This is a genomic window from Azospirillum sp. P4_B5 (assembly GCF_056402275.1).
The window spans coordinates 195,038-212,796 of the sequence record NZ_JBFUHT010000001.1 but is presented as its reverse complement, the minus strand read 5'-3'; the positions used below and the strand labels follow the sequence as shown (position 1 = coordinate 212,796).

The following is a 17,759-nucleotide window of genomic DNA, read 5'->3' as shown; positions in this document are numbered from 1 at the left end:
TCGCGCCATTTTGCCGCCCCGGTGGAGGGGGCGAAAAAGGCCCGGTGACAACGACACACCGTGGGGATGGGGTCCTCCACGCCGCGCACTGTTGCACTGAGCCCTTGGTCGATGGGAAATCCGGCAATGACGCTGAGGCCGGCTCCGGGCGCGTATTATAGCGATGTTACGGCCGGGTTACAAAGGCTACGCGCGGGCAGCCGTCCGGATTTTGACGTTGCCCGCCGATGGCCGACCTGTCGTTTTTGCATGGCGGCAAAAGCACGCCATGCGCAGCAATAGTCCCGACTCCGCTTAGCCGCCGGCCTTCGGAGAGAAGAACTTGTCGAACTTGCCGTCCACGCCCTTCATGGCGTCGGCGTCGGGCAGCGCGTCCTTCTTGCGGGTCAGGTTGGGCCACTGCGCCGCGTAGTCGCGGTTCAGCTCCATCCACTTCTCCGCGCGGCCGTCGGTGTCCGGCACGATGGCCTCGGCCGGGCACTCCGGCTCGCACACGCCGCAGTCGATGCACTCATCCGGGTGGATGACCAGCATGTTCTCGCCCTCGTAGAAACAGTCCACGGGGCAGACCTCGACGCAATCGGTGTACTTGCACTTGATGCAGTCTTCCGTCACGACGTAGGGCATGATTCGTTCTCCGCTGTTCTCGCCAGTTCCGGCGGTGTTCACGCGCCGGGGTTCGAGTCGCTTCGATGGACGCTTCGACTGACGTGCTCGCGCGTGGTCGCGGAAGGACAAAGGTTGAGGACCATGGCCCGACCGCGGCGCTTGCCTAGCACGCCGCCCGAGACGGGATCAACCCCGCCGGTTGTGTGGGCGCAAGCGACGCAGCCCCACCCTCCCCATTCCCCTCCGCGACCGCCTCCAGGAAGGTGCGCAGCGCCACCGTCTCCATGGAATCCACCCGCCGGACGAAACGGGTGGGCATGCGGGCCAGTTCCGGCGGCAGCGGGCGGGCGACGAACAGACCACGCCAGGGCTCCCGTTCCACCACGACGCGGGGCAGGACGGTGACGCCCATGCCGGCGCCGACGCAGCCCAGGATGGCCTCCAGCGCCCCGAACTCCATCACCCGGTAGGGAACCCGCCCGGCTTCGCGCATCGCCGTTTCCGCCCGCGCGCGGTAGGCGCAGCCGCGCCGGAAGGCCAGCAGGGTGTTCCGCCCGGACTCGCTGGTGATGCCGCTGGCCGGTTCGACCAGCACCAGCTCCTCCTCGAAGACGGGCTGGCTGACCAGTTCGGGATGCTCCACCGCCCCGGAGACGAAGGCGCCGTCGATGCGCCCGGCCAGCACCTCCCCCAGCATGGTTTCGGTGGGGCCGGGGACGATGGTCAGATCGACGTCCGGATTCTCCGCGTGGAAGCGGGCGAGGATCGGCGGCAGCCGGACGGCGGCGGTCGTCTCCATGGTGCCCACGGACAGCCGCCCGCCCCGCCCCGCCGCGTCGGCCACCGCGTCGCGCGCCTGGGCGACGAGGCGCAGCACCCGGTCGGCGTAGTCGGCCAGCACCCGCCCGGCCGGCGTCGGGGCCATGCCGCGGCTAAGCCGCAGGAACAGCGGCACGCCGAGATCCTCCTCCAGCCGCTTCAGCCGCGCCGTCACGTTGGACTGGACGCAGTTCAGCGTCTCCGCCGCCCGGCTGACGCTGCCGGTGTCCGCCACCGCCTTCACCACCCGCAGGCCTGCGAGGTCCATCGCCACACTCCCCGATCCGGACGTTTCCCATCACTCACAGTGAAGCATAGCATCGAAACAAATCATTAGAAATGAGGGTTCCGTCGCGCGAGGATGGGACACACGAAAAACACGAACCTGCGGGAGGGAGTCATGGTCCGGGTGCTGATCGGCGGCGTGCTGGTGCTGGTCGTCTCGATGGGGGTGGGGCGCTTCGCCTTCACGCCGATCCTGCCGGCGATGCAGGCGGCCACCGGGCTGGGCACCGACGCCGCCGGCCTGCTCGCCTCGCTGAACTATCTCGGCTATTTCCTGGGGGCGCTGGGCGTCGGGCTGGTGCCGCACGGCGCGGTGCGCACCGCCGTCTTCCGCACCGCGCTGATCGCCAGCGTCACCTCCACCGCCGGCATGGGCTTCACCGAGGGCATGGCGGCCTGGGCCGTGCTGCGCTTCGTCTCCGGGCTGGCCAGCGCCGGCATGTTCATCCTGGGCATTGCCATGACGCTGGACGCGCTGGCCCGCGCCGGACGGGAATCCTGGACCGGCTGGCTCTACACCGGCGTCGGCCTCGGCATCGCGTCGAGCGGCCTGTTCGTCGCCGTGATGGGCGACCGGCTCGGCTGGCGCGGCGACTGGCTGTGGCTGGGGCTGGCCTGCCTGGGCTTCGGTACGCTGTCCTGGCTGTGGGTGACCGACCCGCCGCGCGAGGACGGCCACCCCGCCGCCGCCCGATCCTCCGTCCGCCCCTCCGCGCCGCCCTCCGGCCCGATGATCCTGCTGACGCTAGCCTATTTCCTGGAGGGGGCCGGCTACATCGTCACCGGCACCTTCCTGGTCGCCATCCTGAAGACGATGCCGGAGACGGCGCCGCTCGGCGCCGCGGCCTGGATGGTCACCGGTCTGGCCGCCATGCCGTCCGGCATCCTCTGGGCGGCGGCGGGGCGGCGGCTCGGCCTCTGGCGGGCGCTGATCCTCGCCCACGCCGTGCAGGCCGTGGGCATCCTGCTGCCCATCACCGGGTCCCCGGTGGCGGCCGTGCTGTCGGCGGTGCTGTTCGGCGGGACCTTCGTCGGCATCGTCACCCTGTCCTTCACGCTGGGGCGACAGTTGTCGGGCGGAGCGTCGGCCCGCGTCATCGGCGCGCTGACCGCCGTCTACGGGCTGGGGCAGATCATCGGGCCGGTGCCGGCGGGGATGGTGGTGGCGCGCACCGGCAGCTTCGATTCCGCCCTGCTGGGGGCCGCCGCCGCGGTGCTGGCCGGCGCGCTTCTCCTCGCCGCCGGGGCCTGGATGGCTGGGCGTCCCGGCCGCGCGACGGTTGCCCTGGACACCGGGCGCGGGTAGCCTTCCACCATGTTCGATCCGCTGCACCCCGAGGAGTTCCGCCGCCACGCCCCCGCGACGGAACGCAACCGCGCCCCCATTCTGGAGGTGCTGCGCCGCGTTCTGCCGCCGCGAGGTCTGGTGCTGGAGATCGCGAGCGGCACCGGCCAGCACGCCGTCGCCTTCGCCGCGGCGCTGCCCGGCGTGACGTGGCAGCCGAGCGACCCCGACCCGGACCTGCGGGACAGCGTCCGCGCCTGGGCCGCCGCGGCGGCGCTGCCCAACCTGCGCGACCCGCTGGCCCTCGACGCCGCCGCCCTCGACTGGCCGGTCGAGGCGGCTGACGCGGTGGTCTGCATCAACATGATCCACATCGCCCCGTGGGAGGCGGCGCTCGGCCTGTTCGCCGGGGCCGCCCACCTTCTGCCCACGGGTGGGCCGCTGCTGCTCTACGGCCCCTTCCAGCGCGGCGGACGGCACAGCGCGCCGAGCAACGCCGCCTTCGACGCCGACCTGAAGGCCCGCAACCCGGCCTGGGGCGTGCGCGACCTCGACGTGGTGGAGCGTGCCGCTGCCGGCTTCGCCCTGGCGGAGGTCGTCGAGATGCCGGCCAACAACCTGACCGTCGTCCTGCGCCGCCGCTGACGTTCGCGCCCGATCCTCCCTCCGGACCACCCCGTCCGAGGTGCGGTCTTCTGCCGCAGTTTTGCACCCGCGAGATTTGCTATTGTTTCCCTGCAGCGCTTGAGTTTGTAAACAAATTACAAATTGGGGGAAATGATGAAGCGGAAGCTGGTTCCGGACGTGGTGAAGTCGCAGGAACTCATCCTGGTGCCGGAGGACACCTCCGTCCTGACCGTGTCGAAGCTGATGGCGGAAAAGAACATCGGCGCCGTGCTGGTGGTGAACCACGGCGACCTCGTCGGGATCGTCACCGAGCGCGACCTGAACAACAAGGTGCTGTCCACCCAGATCGACGCCCTGGAGACCGAGGTGTCGGCGATCATGACCCGCAATCCGGACACCCTGCCTCCGGATGCGGACGCCATCGAGGCGCTGACCCTGATGCAGTCGAAGCACTACCGCCACCTGCCGATCACCCAGGGCAAGCGCGCGGTCGGCATCGTCTCGATCCGCGACCTGTTCAAGCTCGCCTACGAGCATCTGGTGGAAGAGGTGGAGTTCCGCGACAGTCTGATGCGGACCTGACCCCCGGAAAGCGAACGGGCCGCCCCCGGCAAAGGGGCGGCCCGTCGGAAGACCCGTTCAGGAGGGCCGGAGCGTCAGTGCGCTTCGGCCTTCTTCCGTTTGCGGCGGGCGGCGGCCATCAGATTCAGCGCCTCGACCAGCGTCGAGAAGGCGATGGCGAAGTACAGATAGCCCTTCGGGATGTGGAAGCCGAAGCCGTCGGCGATCAGCGCCACGCCGACCAGCAGCAGGAAGGATAGGGCCAGCATCTTCACGGTGACGTGGCGGTTCACGAAGTCGCCCACCGGGCGGGCGGCGAACAGCATCACCGCCATGGCGATGATGACGGCGGTGACCATCACCGGCAGGTCGTTGGACATGCCGACCGCGGTGATCACGCTGTCCAGCGAGAAGACGATGTCCAGCACGATGATCTGCCCGACCACCGCGCCGAAGCTGGCGACCTTGGGAGCGGAACCGCCCTCCTCGTGGCCTTCCACGGTGTGGTGGATCTCGATGGTGCCCTTGGCCAGCAGGAACAGGCCGCCGCCGAGCAGGATCAGGTCGCGGCCCGAGAAGCCCATGCCGAGCACGGTGATCAGCGGTTCCGTCAGGGTCGCCACCCAGGAGATGGAGGCGAGCAACAGAAGCCGCATGACCAGCGCCAGCGCCAGACCGAGCTGCCGGGCCTTCTGCTGCTGGTGGACCGGCAGCTTGGCCGCCATGATCGAAATGAAGATGATGTTGTCGATGCCGAGCACGATCTCCAACGCGGTGAGCGTCAGGAGGCTGGCCCAGACCTGCGGGTCGGAGAACAGTTCGAGCATGAGGGCGGCGGGCTCCGAAAAAAGTCGGCCGTTGCGGGACTATTTTGCGCAGATGAGGTTGCGGCCCCTGAATGGCAATGGCCCGGCCCGCGCTTCACCGCCGCTTTCCCCGGCTGTTCCGGCTTACTCCTCTCCGTACAGCTGGTCGAGCGCCCGGCGGTCGCGCTTGGTCGGGCGCCCGGCGCCGGGCTCCCGCGGGGCCGGCGGCGCGCGGTAGGGGTCCTGGATCGCTTCCTCGCGCACCGGCGGGGCAAGGTCCTCGTAAAGGGCCTGCGCCTCCGGCGCCGGGCCGCGCCGGCTGCCGAGCGCGACCACCTTGATGACGCGGATGTGCCGCCCCTGCGCGAAGGTCAGCACGTCGCCGGGCTTCACCGCGTAATGCGCCTTGTTCACAACGGTGCCGGACACCCGCAAGCCGCCGCCGTTGCACAGCTTCGCCGCGAGGCTGCGCGTCTTGAAGAAGCGCGCGAACCACAGCCACTTGTCGATCCGCAAGCGGCCCGCCGGGGTGGGATCGGAGCCGGGGATGTCGTCGTCGTTGTCGTCGAGGTCGGTCATGCGGGGCCCCCACCCTTCCCACGGCGGACGCCGTGGGCCCCTTCCCTCCCCCGCCTTCGGCAAGGGAGGGAGTAAATCCCCTCCCCTGCGGAGCGGGGGAGGGTCAGGGTGGGGGCAATCGTGACCAGCAAAATCGCGTTTCTCATCCAATTCCCGAAAGCTGGCGCAGCTTGGCGAAGGGGTGGTCGGCGTTGACGGGGGCCTCGCGGCGGGGCTTGTGGCGCGGGTTGCGGCGGCGGCGCCAGGAGACCGCCCCATCCTCCGCCACCGAGCGGGTGTAGCCAAGCCCCTTCATCACCGCCCCAAGCTCGTCCGGCTTGGCGCCGATCATCTGGGCCAGGGCCGGCTCGGTCACCGCCCTTCCCTCCTTGGCGGCGGTCAGCAGCTCGGTCTCCAGCCGGTCGAGCATGTCCACCCGCAGCGCCCGCGGCCCGGCCGCCGGATAGCCGATGGCCTCCCAGAAGGCGGGCGGCGCGCCGGTGGCCTCCACCGAGACGCGGCCCGGCGGCGGGATCGGCACCGGCAAAGGCAACCGATGCTTCACCGCCCACAGCAGCCCGCGCAGTTCCACCGCCCCCGGCTTGGCCAGCGCGGTCAGGTAGAGGTGCGACACGCCGAGCCGCACGCCGTGGCGGGACAGCGCCTTGCGGTCGGCCCTCTCCAGCCCCTCCACCATCGGGGCGACCGGCGCGCGGGGCATCGCCCCCATGTTCTCGACGAGCTGGAAGGCCAGCCCCCGCGCGGCGCCGGTGAGATCCCCATCGTTTTTGTCGGCCGCGTCGCGCAGCGCCAGCAGGGGGCGCAGCCGGGCGGCGACGCGGTCCTTCAGCCAGCGCTCCAAGCGGACGCGCACGCGGTCGAGCTGCCCCTGGTCGAGCAGCCCCTCGTCGAAGGGCAGAACCGCCGGGGTCAGCACCGACGGGCCGGGGCCGAGCCGGGCCACCGGCAAACCGTCCGCCGTCAGCACCCCGTCTGGCCCCAGGGCGAACACGTCGTCCGGCTCCTGCTCGAAGGCGCGCAGGCGGGACGCCACCTCCTCGCGCAGGGCGCGGCGGGCGGCGGTCAGCAGGGACCTGGCCTCCTCCGACCGTTCGGGGGCGTCGGGGACGAAGCGGAAGCCCTCCAGCCGGCCCACCGGATGGCCTTCCACCACCACCTCGCCGTCGGCGCGCACGCCGCCGATCAGCTCCCGCCCGTCCTTCAGCGTGCGGGCCAGCGTGGCCGAGCGGCGGTCGATGAAGCGCTGCGTCAGCCGCTCGTGCAGCGCGTCGGACAGCTTGTCCTCGATGGCGCGGGTGCGCGCCTGCCAATGCACGGGGTCGGTCAGCCAGGACGGCCGGTTGGAGATGTAGGTCCAGGTGCGGATGTGGGCGATGCGCGCGACCAGCGCGTCGATGTCGCCCTCGGTGCGGTCGAGCCGGGCGATCTGCTTGGCCGCCCAGTCCTCGTCCAGCCGCCCGATGCCGGTGCGCAGCTGCCGGAAGATCTGCCCGAGCAGCCGGGTGTGGGCGTCCGACAGCACCTTGCGGAAGTCGGGGACCTGGCAGACCTCCCAGAGCAGGCGCACGTTGTCGCGGCCCTTGGCGAGGTCCATCACCTCATGGTCGCGGACCAGCGCCTGGAGCGCCAGATGGTCGTCGGCGTCGCGGGCGCGCAGCAGCTCCGGGATCGGCGGGCGCTCCTCCAGCGACTTCAGCAGGAAGCCCGGCGTGTCGAAGCGCAGCTTGCTGTTGCGCCACATCAGCGTCTTGATCGTCTCGAACTGGTGGTTCTCGACGCGGTCGACCACGTCGGCCTCCAGCTCCCCCACCTCGTCGGTGGTGCCGAAGGTGCCGTCGCGCATGTGCCGCCCGGCCCGCCCGGCGATCTGCGCCACCTCCGGCGCGCGCAGGCGGCGCGGGGCGAAGCCGTCGAACTTCACGATGCGGGCGAAGGCGACATGGTCGACGTCCATGTTCAGACCCATGCCGATGGCGTCGGTCGCCACCAGATAATCCACCTCCCCCGCCTGATAGAGCCCGACCTGGGCGTTGCGGGTGCGCGGGGACAGCGCCCCCAGCACCACCGCGGTGCCGCCGCGCTGGCGCCGGATCATCTCGGCCAGCGCGTAGACGTCGGTCGCCGAGAAGGCGACGACGCAGGAGCGCGGCGGCAGGCGCGTCAGCTTGCGGTAGCCGGCGTAGGTGAGCTGCGAGAAGCGCGGCCGGCTGATGAACTCGGCCCGCGGCACCAGCCGGCGGATCAGCGGCTGCACCGTGTCGGAGCCGAGGAACATCGTCTCGACCAGCCCGCGCGCGTTGAGCAGCCGGTCGGTGAAGATGTGCCCGCGCTCCGGATCGGCGCAGAGCTGGACCTCGTCCACCGCCAGGAAGTCCACCGCCCGGTCGAGCGGCATCGATTCCACCGTGCACACCCAGTAGGACGGGTTGGATGGCAGGATCTTCTCCTCCCCCGTCACCAGGGCCACGGCGTTCCTGCCCTTGATCGACACGATGCGGTCGTAGTTCTCGCGGGCCAGCAGGCGCAGCGGAAAGCCGATCATCCCCGTCCGGTGGCCGAGCATGCGCTCGATGGCGAGATGGGTTTTCCCGGTGTTGGTCGGCCCCAGCACGGCGACCACCCGGCCACCCGCACCCAGACCGCCCCCGGACGAAGAAAGGACAGAGGTCATAAGCGTAAGTTTTGGGCCTGGGGACCGGCAATGCAAGCGTCAGGGCGGCCGTGCCATGCTGCAAGGACCATCCGGGGCCGAACTCTTCCGGGAATGGTATAAAACCTCGGGCCGATGGACGGGCGCTGGTTATCCCGTCTACCCTGGCGCGCTCCACCCTAAGGGATTCCTCATGCGCCACACCATGCGCCGTCTTCCCGCCCGTCCGCTCGCCGCCGCGCTGATGCTCGCAACCCTGGCGCTGCCGCCCGCCGCCGCCCGCGCGGAGGCGCCCCCGGTGACCGAGGACGGGGCCAGGGCGCTCGCCGCCGCGCTGAAGGACGGGCTGGCCCGCTGGTTCCCCAAGAACGAGGGCGACGAAACCGAGCTGCGCTGGACCGGCGAGCCGGTGGCGACGCCGGCGGGCGACCATTACAAGGTGGCGCTGCCCGCCCTGACCGCGGTGTCGGACGACGGCACCACCGCCGACATCGGCACCATCCGCCTGACGGTGACGCCGCAGGACGGCAACACCCACGCCGTCACCGCCACCCTGCCCGACCGCGTCGCCATCCTCGACAACGGCAAGCCGTCGGCCACCGTCAAGCTGGGCCGCCAGCGCATCAGCGCCCTGTGGTCCGGCGCCTACGAGACGGCGCTGTCCATGGACGCGGAGCTTGGCGACCTGTCGGTGACCAGCGACCGCAAGGGCAAGAAGGGCAAGAAGGACGAGAGCGCCCTGACCGTCGGGGCCATCACCGTCGCCGGGGAGCTGAAGCCGGACGGCACCGCCGCCGCCGGCACCCCGCTGTGGAGCGGCCCCGGCGCCCTGTCGATCAGCAACCTGCGCTTCCTCGACGAGACGAAGAAGGAGGTGCTGAACCTCGGCGGCCTGACGATGGAGGGCACCTACACCCGCGTCGATCTCGCCCGCGCCGACGCCATGCAGCGGCTGACCCAGACCCACGCCCTGGCCGGCACCCAGCCCCCGGCGGCGGAGCTGATCCCGCTGATGCAGAACCTGATGGGCGGGGCCAGCGGGCGCGTCCGCCTGTCCGGCCTGACCGCCCTGAACCCGGAGGACGGCACCCGCCTCGCCCTCGGCCAGCTCGTCCTGCGCGGCAGCGCCGAGGATCTGGACAAGCCGATGGCCTCCACCACCTTCGGGATCGAGTCCAGCGGCCTGACGCTGGAGCCGGAGGTGGCACCGAAGGCCTTCATGCCGGACAAGCTGGACATCCAGATCAGCACCGCGAAGCTGCCGACCGCCTCGCTGTGGCGGGCCTTCGCCGACCTCGCCGCGCTCGCCGAATCCCAGGCCGCCGCGGGCGAGGAGGATGAGGAAGAAGGCGAGGGCGAGGAGGAAGCCGACTTGCCGGACGACGGAACCGACGAGGCGGCGGTGGCCGCCATCGGCAACCGGCTGATGGGCGCCATGGCGGAGGTCGGGACGGAGCTGCGCATCGACCGCTTCGTCGTCAACACCCCAGCGACCTCCGGCACCGTGACCGGCGCCATGCGCATGGCCGCCAACTCCGCCTTCGGCGCGGTGGGCAGCAGCACCGTGCTGCTGCGCGGTCTGGACGCCGCCACCAAGGCGATGCAGCCCAAGCCGGGCAAGAAGGCCGACGAAAGCACCCAGAACGCGCTGGGGGTGATCGCCATGCTCCAGGCCTTCGGGCAGGCGTCCAAGGACGACGCCGGCAACGACGTGCGCAGCTACAAGATCGACGTGACCGAGGCCGGCCAGTTCCTGCTGAACGGGGCGGACATGAGCGCGATGATGGGCATGGGCCAGCCGGAGCCGGAGCCGGAACCGATCCAGGGCAAGAAGCGCTGAGGGGCTTGGGGGCGGGTCGCCCCCACCCTTCCCACGGCTGCGCCGCGGGCCCCTTCCCTCCCCCGCTCTCGGCGGACCAAAGGTCCGCCTGTCGCGTCAGCGCAAACCTTTGGTTTGCGCGAGAGCTGCGCAGGGGAGGGAATCTTAGTCCCCTCCCCTGCTTTAGCGGGGGAGGGTCAGGGTGGGGGCAATACTTCCCCAAACCCACCACTCCGGTTGCGGAACTCCAGCGCAACGCCAGCCGATCGCTCTTGCATGGGGCGGCGCGCTCGCACATATCTGCGCCGTCCTTCGGACCCATCGGCAAGCCCACTATCAACAAGAACGATCAAGGATGACACCATGACCGAGGAACGGCTCAGCTTCCAGGCCGAGGTCAGCCGCCTGCTCGACATCGTCGCGCACTCGCTCTACAGCGAGAAGGAAGTCTTCCTGCGCGAGCTGGTCTCCAACGCCTCCGACGCCTGCGACCGGCTGCGCTACGCCGCGCTGACGCAGCCCGAACTGTCCGCCGACGACCCGAACCTGAAGGTCCGGCTGATCGTGGACAAGGAGGCGCGGACCCTCACCGTGGCCGACAACGGCATCGGCATGAACCGCGAGGATCTGGTCGAGAACCTCGGCACCATCGCGCGCTCCGGCACCGCCGCCTTCATGCGCAACCTGAAGGACAGCGCGAAAGACGGGGATGCCAAGAAGGACGTCAACCTGATCGGCCAGTTCGGCGTCGGCTTCTACTCCGCCTTCATGGTCGCCGACCGGGTGGAGGTGCTGACCCGCAAGGCCGGGGAGACGCAGGGCTGGCGCTGGCTGTCGGACGGCAAAGGCGAGTTCACCATCTCCGACGTCGCCGACCTGCCGCGCGGCACGCAGATCAAGCTGCACCTGCGCGAGGGCGACGACGAGTATCTGGAGGAGCACCGCCTCTCCGCCATCGTCCGCAAATACTCCGACCACATCGCCATCCCGATTCTCTTCGGCGAGGGGGATGACGCCAAGTCGCTGAACAGCGCGTCGGCCCTGTGGATGCGCTCCAAGAGCGAGATCACGGCGGAGCAGTACACGGAGTTCTACCACCATGTCGGACACGCCTTCGACGATCCGTGGCTGACCCTGCACTGGCGGGCCGAGGGCGCCATCGAATACACGAACCTGCTGTTCGTGCCGTCCTCCAAGCCGTTCGACCTGTTCGACCCCAAGCGCGCCCACCGGGTGAAGCTGTACGTCAAGCGGGTCTTCATCACCGATTCGGCGGAAGGGCTGCTGCCGCCCTACCTGCGCTTCCTGCGCGGCGTGGTGGACAGCGAGGATCTGCCGCTGAACATCAGCCGCGAGATGCTCCAGCACAACCCGATGCTGGCCAAGATCCGCGCCGGCATCACCCGCCGCGTCCTGTCGGAGCTGGGCAAGAAGGCCCGCGACACCGAGAAGGCGGAGGAATACGCGGCCTTCTGGGAGAATTTCGGCGCCGTCCTCAAGGAGGGCCTCTACGACGACTACGAGCACCGGGACGACCTGCTGAAGCTGATGCGCTTCCGCAGCACCGCCGGTGACGGTCTGGTCTCGCTGGAGGAGTATCTGGGCCGCATGAAGGAGGGCCAGGAGGCCATCTTCACGATCAGCGGCGACGACATCGAGACGCTGAAGCGCAGCCCGCAGCTCGAAGGCTTCAAGGCCAAGGGCGTCGAGGTGCTGCTGCTGACCGACCCGGTGGACGAGTTCTGGGTGCCGTCGGTCGGCAGCTTCCAGGACAAGCCCTTCAAGTCGGTGACCCGCGGCGGCGCCGACCTCGGCAAGATCCAGGGCGGCGAGGAGAAGCCCGCCGAGGAGAAGGCCTCCGAAGGCGAGCTGACCGACCTGCTGGCGCTTCTGAAGCTGACGCTCCAGGACGCGGTGAAGGACGTCCGCCCGTCGGAGCGTCTGACCGACAGCGCCGTCTGCCTCGTCGCCGACGAGAACGACATGGACATGCACCTGGAACGCCTGCTCAAGCAGCACAAGCAGCTCGGCATGGACGCTCCGGCGGCCAAGCGCATCCTGGAGGTCAACCCCGCCCACCCGCTGATCAAGCGCCTCGCCGAGCGCGCGAAGGCGAGCGGGGCGGCGACCTCGCTGGACGACGCGGCGTGGCTGCTGCTCGACCAGGCGCGCATCGTGGAAGGCGAAGCCCTCCCCGACCCCGCCGCCTTCGCCCGCCGTCTGGCGAGCGCGATGGAGAAGGGGCTGGCGTAAGGCCAGGACCGCTCCACGTTGCCCCCACCCTAACCCTCCCCCGCTCTCGCAGGGGAGGGGACCAAATCTCCCTCCCCTGCGACAGCGGGGGAGGGCCGGGGTGGGGGCAAGGCTATCCGCCCACCCGCTCCGCCGGGAAAACCAGCGTCATGGTCGTGCCGCGGTCGGGGGCGGTGTCGATGTCGAGCCTCCCCCCGTGCAGCTCCACCAGCCGCTTGGTCAGCGGCAGGCCGAGGCCGGTGCCGATGTGGTTGCGGCCCAGCGCGCTGTCGATCTGGCCCCAGGGCTCCAGCGCTTTCTCCAGCTCGTCGGCGGTCATGCCGATGCCGGTGTCGTGCACCGAAAGGCACAGCGTCCCGTCCGCCGCCACGCGGCCGTTCAGAGTGACCACCCCGTCGGGCGGCGTGAACTTCACCGCGTTGGACAGCAGGTTGAGCAGCATCTGCCGCAGCTTGCGCTCGTCGGCGCGCAGCGCAGGTAATTTCGGCGGCAGGTCGGTGTCGATGCCGACCCCGGCCCGCCCGGCGCGGTCGGAGAGCAGGCGGGCGCTGCCCACGGCGACGCGCAGCACGTCCACCGCGGATTCGGCCAGCTCCAGCCGTCCGGCCTCGGCCTTCGACAGGTCGAGCAGGTCGTTGATCAGGTCCATCAGGTGCCGCCCGCTTTCCGCGATGTCGCGGGCGTAGTCGCGGTAGAGCGGGTTGGAGATCGGCCCCAGGACCTCCTGCTCCAGCAGTTCGGCGAAGCCCATCATGGCGTTCAGCGGGGTGCGGATCTCGTGGCTCATGCAGGCGAAGAAGGCGGTCTTGGCGCGGTTGGCGCGCTCCGCGGCGCGGCGGGCCTCGTCGAGCTGGCGGGTCCGCTGGATGATCTGTTCGTCCGTCCGCGCCAGCAGGGCCACCCCCGACCCGATGCCGAGGTACCGCCCGTTCTCCAGCACGACGAAGCCGGAGGCCAGCGCGCTGGGCTTGTCCTGCATGATCCGCCGGGCGACCTCGCAGAGCGGCAGGTCCGCGTCCACCAGCAGCGGCGCCGGGTCCATTGCCGTCCGCGTCGGCGCCTGCGGATCGGCAATCCCCGCCAGCGCCAGACGGTCCGCCAGCCCCAGGACGCGCCCGTCCTCCGCCGTCACGGCGAGCGCCGGCAGACCGGGTTGGGCGGCCAGCCGGTCCCGCAGGGTGCGGCAGGGCGTGTCCGGCCCGACGGGCGGCTCACGGACGGCCAGCAGGGCCGCCACCAGGACAGGGGCGGTCTCCATTTCCGGCGTGCCGCTTGGGACGGGACTGGTCGGATCGGGATCGAGCACGGGGTGACGCAGCCTCGTCTGTCGGATGGGACGGTCGGTCCGGAACCGAAGCAGCCCCGGACCCTCCATCCTGCCAGACGTTCGTTTGCAATTGGTTGCCGTATCAGACGGCTCCGGCCGCCGGCACCGCGTTCTGCGGAGCGCCGCCGGCGCCCGTCCCGCCGGTCGCGGTGACCTGCACATCCACCGTCATGCCGAGGAAATCCGCCGGCGCCCCGGTCCAGGAACCGCCGAGCGGCACCGCCTGCGACGGGTCCCGGGCAACGGCGACGCGGATCAGGTTCTTGCCGCCGACGATGCCGTTGGTCGGGTCGAACTCCACCCAGCCGCAGCCGGGCAGGTAGATTTCCACCCAGGCGTGGGTCGCCCCGCCGCCGGTCATCGCGCCCTCCTGCCCGTCCCGCGCCGGATCGTAGAGGTAACCGGACACGAAGCGCGCCGCGAAGCCCAGCGAGCGCACCGCCTCCATCATCAGAAGCGCGAAATCGCGGCAGGAACCGCTCTTCCAGGTCAGGGTGTCCACCGGGCTCTGGGTGCCCTCCAGGTCGCGGGCCTGATAGGTGAAGGTTTCCTTGATGGCGCGGGTCATCGACACCAGCATGTCCTGCGTGTCGGGCGGCCCGCCCTCGCCCAGCGTCACGAACTGCCGGGCCCATTCGTCCACCAGATGGTCGGGGTCCGGGTAGTGCCGCTGGGTGGTCAGCGCCAGATCCGGCACCTCCTCCGCGGAATAGCTGAAGGGGTAGGAGCGCGCGTAGTCCTCGATGGGGAATTCCAGCTCGCCCATCGGGTAGTGATCGACCCGGATGTGGCTTTCGAAGCGCAGCTCCGTCGCCGGCTGGTCGAAGCTCACCACCGCGATGGAATTGCCGAAGACGTCGTGGAGCCAGCGGACGGAGGCCGGCGGCGGGCTGATCACCAGACCCGTTTCGATCAACCGCAGATCGTGGCTGTCGCGGGGCCGGAACATCAGGCGATGGTCGCCGAAGGTCACCGGGTTGGCGTAGCGGTAGGTGGTGGTGTGGTGGATGTCCAGGGTCATCATGGCGCGCGCCCTTTCCGTAAGCCGACACCAAACGTCGGCGTTTGTGAATGGTTCCGAATCACAGTATGGTGCTCGGGCATTCGGGTGGCCGTGCCGGGGAGGGACGGCGGCCAAAGCGCGGCCGGGGCCACACGTGCCAAGCCACACGGGCCGGTCCACGCGCGCCAGTGAGACGACAACAAGGGGATTTCCATGCCTTCGCGCCTCGAACAGCTCTGCATCGAGAAAGGGCTGAAGATGACCGACCAGCGCCGGGTGATCTCGCGCGTGCTGTCGGAGGCCGCCGACCACCCCGACGTGGAGGAGGTTCACCGCCGGGCATCCACCATCGACCCGCGCATCTCCATCGCCACCGTCTACCGCACGATGCGCCTGTTCGAGGACGCGAACGTCATCGACCGGCTGGACTTCGGCGACGGCCGCGCCCGCTATGAGGAAGCCGGGTCGGAGCACCATCATCACCTGATCGATCTCGAATCCGGAAAGGTGGTGGAGTTCCAAAATGAAGATCTCGAACGGCTGAAGGAAGTCATAGCCCGCGAATTGGGCTATGAGCTGCTCGGCCATAGGCTCGAATTGTATGGTGTTCCGTTGCGCCGCCGCACCACCACGTCGGAGGGGGAGTAACGCCCGGCCGTGCCCGTTCCTGAGTCCTTTGGACTCGTCGGGCACCATCCGGACGATAATCCCATCAATTGCGGGTTGCGCCGGGCGCGGGTCTGTCCAGAGGCGGTGCGTGGTCCTAGCTTCAGGAACGCACACGAATCATCGACGGACCAACCGCCGCCATGGACGACACGAACAACGACCCGGTTCTCGCCCGCCTCGATCGGCTGACCGACAGCGTCACCCGCCGTCTGGACAAGCTGGAGGAGCGCCTGCGCATCCTGGAGCAGGACAACGGCGAGATCATCAACCTCCTGATCGCCGTCAAGGCCGGGCTGGAGGAATGCGCCGGAGAAATCGCCGTGGGCGAGCTGCTGATGGAGGCGGAGGACGCGGACGATTCCCCCAGCCCGTCGCTGCACTAAGTTGCCACGGACGGCCTCGCTCAACGCATTTGGCTTGTGACGCGGCGCGTTCCGCCGGATAAAGGCGCATGCAGACCAGCGCCATTCCCGTTCCCGACGTCATCGTCTCCGTTCCCTCCACCGGAGGCACCGGTCCTCTGGCGTCCATCGCGCCGGGGGTGGCCTTCTTCGACTTCGACGGGACGCTGATCCACGGCGACAGCCTGCTGATGTTCATCGGCGAGGTCATTGGGCGCAACCGCGCCCGGCTGGCCTTTCTGGACGCCCTGCGCTCCGGTCTGCATCGCCACGCGCGCGGGCGCGGGCCGGGGGTGGATTTTCCGGGGTCGGTCAAGACCATCCTGCTGCGCCGGACGCTGCGCGGCGTTCCGGTAGCCGACGCGCTGGCCGCGGCGGAACGGCTGGTCCACCGCATCCGCTGGCACGCCCCGCTGGTCGAAACCCTGAAGATGCACCGGCGCGAGGGGCGCCGGGTGGTCGTCGCCACCGGAGCGCTCGACGTCTACATGCCGGCCCTACTGCGCGGGTTGAACGTCGACGACCTGCTCGCCACGGGGATGGAGGTGGAGGACGGCACCCTGACCGGGCGGCTGTGCACCGGCAATTGCGTCCGGCTGGACAAGCAGGAGCGGGTGCGCGGCTGGATCGCCGCCAACGGTCCCTTCGGCGAGACCTGGGGCTACGGCAACCGCCCCAGCGACTTGCCCATGCTGTCCATCGTCGACCGCCCCACCGTCGTCAAGATCCGCTGATCAGACGGCGCGTGCCGGCCATGGGGATTTGCAACCGGAACCCGCGTGGCGTAGAAAGCCCCTGAAGTTCAGGGAAGCCCGTGGTGACACCCCCATGACGACCGGCTTTTCCATCGACGCCGACATCCGCCTGCCCGGCCAGGGGGACCGCCACGCCGTCGTCGCCGACGACGATCACGCCCAGCGGGACGCGCTGGCCCGCCATCTGGCCGAACGCGGCTTCACCGTGTCCACGGTGTCCGGCGGCTTCGAGGCGCTGAGCCTCATCGGGGCGGAGGGTCCGGCCGTCGCCCTGCTGCGCCGCCGCATGCCGGAGGACGAGGGGGACCGGGCCGCGGCGCTGGCCTGCATGCTCTACCCGCACACCAGGATCATCCTGACCGCCGGCGCGCCGGACACCCCGCCGGGCAACAGCCCGGTCACCGTGCTGACCCGCCCGGTGGATCTGGCGCTGCTCGACCGCTGCCTGGACGGGCTATAGGACCAGCTCGACCGGCATCCCCACCGCAAGCCCGCCCAAGCCGCGCCCAACATCGCGGTCGGCGCGGCCCCGGTTGACGGCGATCTCCGCCAGACCGCTGGAGTTCGCGTACCACAGCGCCTCCCCCACCGGGACGTCGGCGAAGGTCCGACCCCGGCGCACCGTGCGCCCGCCGGCCCGCAGCACCGCGTTTTCCGGCAGCCGGTCGGCGCGCAGGCCGGTCATGGCGTTGCCGTAGACGTCCACATAGACGATCCGCGCCAGATCGTCGGGCCAGTCGGGCCGCGCGAGGCTGGCCGGAGCGACGGGCTCCAGCGCGACCGGGTTCCCCATGGCAAGGCTGGCCGCCACCGGGGCGAACAGGTCCCGCCCGTGGAAGCTGGCCGACAGCCGCTCGGGCCGCCAGCCGATGCTCCAGGCGCGCACCGTCCCGGCCCGCCGCCGCACCAGCTCGAACAGGCCGTTGTCCGGCCCGACGAAGCGGCGCCCGTCGGCCTCCATCACCAGCGGGCGGCGGTCGGTCCCGACGCCGGGGTCCACCACGCAGAGGAAGACGCTGTCCGCCGGGAATTCCGGAGCGTAGGCGGCCAGCAGATAGGCCGACAGCTGCGGGTCGAAGGCGGGCGCGTCGGCGAACAGGTCGATGACCGGCAGGCCCGGCGCCATCCGCGCCAGCACCGCCTTCATCTGCCCGGTGTAGGGGCCGGTCAGCCCGAAATCCGTAAAGAGCACGATCATCCCGCCACTGTAGCGCACTCCACCCCGTTCGGTAAGACACGGATCGTCACGAGCCGCCTTGCAAGGCCGGAGAGGCGGTTCATATATTCGTGGAACGCAAATGCACTCCGCCC

17 protein-coding genes are annotated in these 17,759 nt (G+C 70.1%); 9 read left to right on the top strand and 8 right to left on the bottom strand.

What is annotated here, in order from left to right; genetic code table 11:
- Nucleotides 1–294 precede the first annotated feature (294 nt).
- Both fdxA and AC1DVI_RS01010 read right to left on the bottom strand, forming a co-directional pair.
- Nucleotides 295–627 carry a ferredoxin FdxA gene (fdxA, locus tag AC1DVI_RS01015; protein WP_014238741.1) on the bottom strand — a complete coding sequence of 111 codons (333 nt, stop codon included), beginning with the start codon at nucleotides 625–627 and terminating at the stop codon, nucleotides 295–297.
- Between the two features lie 145 nt (nucleotides 628–772).
- Nucleotides 773–1,696 (bottom strand): LysR substrate-binding domain-containing protein, encoded by a 924-nt coding sequence (locus AC1DVI_RS01010; protein WP_476956430.1) that lies wholly within the window; start codon nucleotides 1,694–1,696, stop codon nucleotides 773–775.
- Between the two features lie 132 nt (nucleotides 1,697–1,828).
- Between AC1DVI_RS01010 and AC1DVI_RS01005 the strand changes: the two genes are divergently transcribed.
- From AC1DVI_RS01005 to AC1DVI_RS00995, 3 genes are all read left to right on the top strand, one after another.
- The gene (locus tag AC1DVI_RS01005) at nucleotides 1,829–3,019 is read left to right on the top strand and encodes a YbfB/YjiJ family MFS transporter (protein WP_476956429.1); all 1,191 of its coding nucleotides are present in this window, start codon (nucleotides 1,829–1,831) and stop codon (nucleotides 3,017–3,019) included.
- A gap of 9 nt (nucleotides 3,020–3,028) precedes the next feature.
- On the top strand, nucleotides 3,029–3,643 hold the full coding sequence (locus AC1DVI_RS01000; RefSeq protein ID WP_476956428.1) for a DUF938 domain-containing protein: 615 nt from the start codon (nucleotides 3,029–3,031) through the stop codon (nucleotides 3,641–3,643).
- 135 nt (nucleotides 3,644–3,778) lie between these two features.
- Entirely contained in the window at nucleotides 3,779–4,207 is a 429-nt protein-coding gene (locus tag AC1DVI_RS00995; protein ID WP_476956427.1) for a CBS domain-containing protein, read from the top strand.
- Between the two features lie 74 nt (nucleotides 4,208–4,281).
- On the opposite strand, the gene AC1DVI_RS00990 is transcribed toward AC1DVI_RS00995, so the two are convergent.
- From AC1DVI_RS00990 to AC1DVI_RS00980, 3 genes are all read right to left on the bottom strand, one after another.
- A complete protein-coding gene (locus tag AC1DVI_RS00990) occupies nucleotides 4,282–5,013 on the bottom strand; it encodes a TerC family protein (RefSeq protein WP_149164559.1) in 732 nt (243 codons plus the stop codon).
- A 123-nt stretch (nucleotides 5,014–5,136) separates the two neighbouring features.
- The gene (locus AC1DVI_RS00985; protein WP_476956426.1) at nucleotides 5,137–5,571 is read right to left on the bottom strand and encodes an RNA-binding S4 domain-containing protein; all 435 of its coding nucleotides are present in this window, start codon (nucleotides 5,569–5,571) and stop codon (nucleotides 5,137–5,139) included.
- A gap of 142 nt (nucleotides 5,572–5,713) precedes the next feature.
- The gene (locus tag AC1DVI_RS00980) at nucleotides 5,714–8,242 is read right to left on the bottom strand and encodes a helicase-related protein (protein WP_476956425.1); all 2,529 of its coding nucleotides are present in this window, start codon (nucleotides 8,240–8,242) and stop codon (nucleotides 5,714–5,716) included.
- A 172-nt stretch (nucleotides 8,243–8,414) separates the two neighbouring features.
- On the opposite strand from AC1DVI_RS00980, the gene AC1DVI_RS00975 reads away from it, so the two are divergent.
- Both AC1DVI_RS00975 and htpG read left to right on the top strand, forming a co-directional pair.
- The gene (locus AC1DVI_RS00975) at nucleotides 8,415–10,061 is read left to right on the top strand and encodes a hypothetical protein (protein WP_476956424.1); all 1,647 of its coding nucleotides are present in this window, start codon (nucleotides 8,415–8,417) and stop codon (nucleotides 10,059–10,061) included.
- 342 nt (nucleotides 10,062–10,403) lie between these two features.
- Nucleotides 10,404–12,293: a molecular chaperone HtpG gene (gene htpG / locus AC1DVI_RS00970; protein WP_476956423.1), complete on the top strand. Its 1,890-nt coding sequence runs from the start codon at nucleotides 10,404–10,406 to the stop codon at nucleotides 12,291–12,293.
- A 112-nt stretch (nucleotides 12,294–12,405) separates the two neighbouring features.
- On the opposite strand, the gene AC1DVI_RS00965 is transcribed toward htpG, so the two are convergent.
- Both AC1DVI_RS00965 and AC1DVI_RS00960 read right to left on the bottom strand, forming a co-directional pair.
- Nucleotides 12,406–13,599, bottom strand: a complete 1,194-nt coding sequence (locus AC1DVI_RS00965; protein WP_476956422.1) for a sensor histidine kinase — start codon at nucleotides 13,597–13,599, stop codon at nucleotides 12,406–12,408.
- A 103-nt stretch (nucleotides 13,600–13,702) separates the two neighbouring features.
- A complete protein-coding gene (locus AC1DVI_RS00960) occupies nucleotides 13,703–14,644 on the bottom strand; it encodes a transglutaminase family protein (RefSeq protein WP_476956421.1) in 942 nt (313 codons plus the stop codon).
- 192 nt (nucleotides 14,645–14,836) lie between these two features.
- Here AC1DVI_RS00960 and AC1DVI_RS00955 point away from each other — a divergent pair, with 192 nt between their 5' ends.
- From AC1DVI_RS00955 to AC1DVI_RS00940, 4 genes are all read left to right on the top strand, one after another.
- Nucleotides 14,837–15,271 carry a Fur family transcriptional regulator gene (locus AC1DVI_RS00955; protein ID WP_035679968.1) on the top strand — a complete coding sequence of 145 codons (435 nt, stop codon included), beginning with the start codon at nucleotides 14,837–14,839 and terminating at the stop codon, nucleotides 15,269–15,271.
- A 161-nt stretch (nucleotides 15,272–15,432) separates the two neighbouring features.
- The gene (locus tag AC1DVI_RS00950) at nucleotides 15,433–15,675 is read left to right on the top strand and encodes a hypothetical protein (RefSeq protein ID WP_476956420.1); all 243 of its coding nucleotides are present in this window, start codon (nucleotides 15,433–15,435) and stop codon (nucleotides 15,673–15,675) included.
- A gap of 68 nt (nucleotides 15,676–15,743) precedes the next feature.
- Nucleotides 15,744–16,427 (top strand): HAD family hydrolase, encoded by a 684-nt coding sequence (locus AC1DVI_RS00945; protein WP_476956419.1) that lies wholly within the window; start codon nucleotides 15,744–15,746, stop codon nucleotides 16,425–16,427.
- A 94-nt stretch (nucleotides 16,428–16,521) separates the two neighbouring features.
- A complete protein-coding gene (locus tag AC1DVI_RS00940) occupies nucleotides 16,522–16,908 on the top strand; it encodes a response regulator (RefSeq protein ID WP_476956418.1) in 387 nt (128 codons plus the stop codon).
- Here AC1DVI_RS00940 and AC1DVI_RS00935 read toward each other — a convergent pair.
- Nucleotides 16,903–17,646, bottom strand: coding sequence for an SAM hydrolase/SAM-dependent halogenase family protein (locus AC1DVI_RS00935; RefSeq protein ID WP_476956417.1), 744 nt, complete (start codon nucleotides 17,644–17,646; stop codon nucleotides 16,903–16,905). The two genes, AC1DVI_RS00940 and AC1DVI_RS00935, sit on opposite strands and share 6 nt — an antisense overlap.
- Nucleotides 17,647–17,759 lie beyond the last annotated feature (113 nt).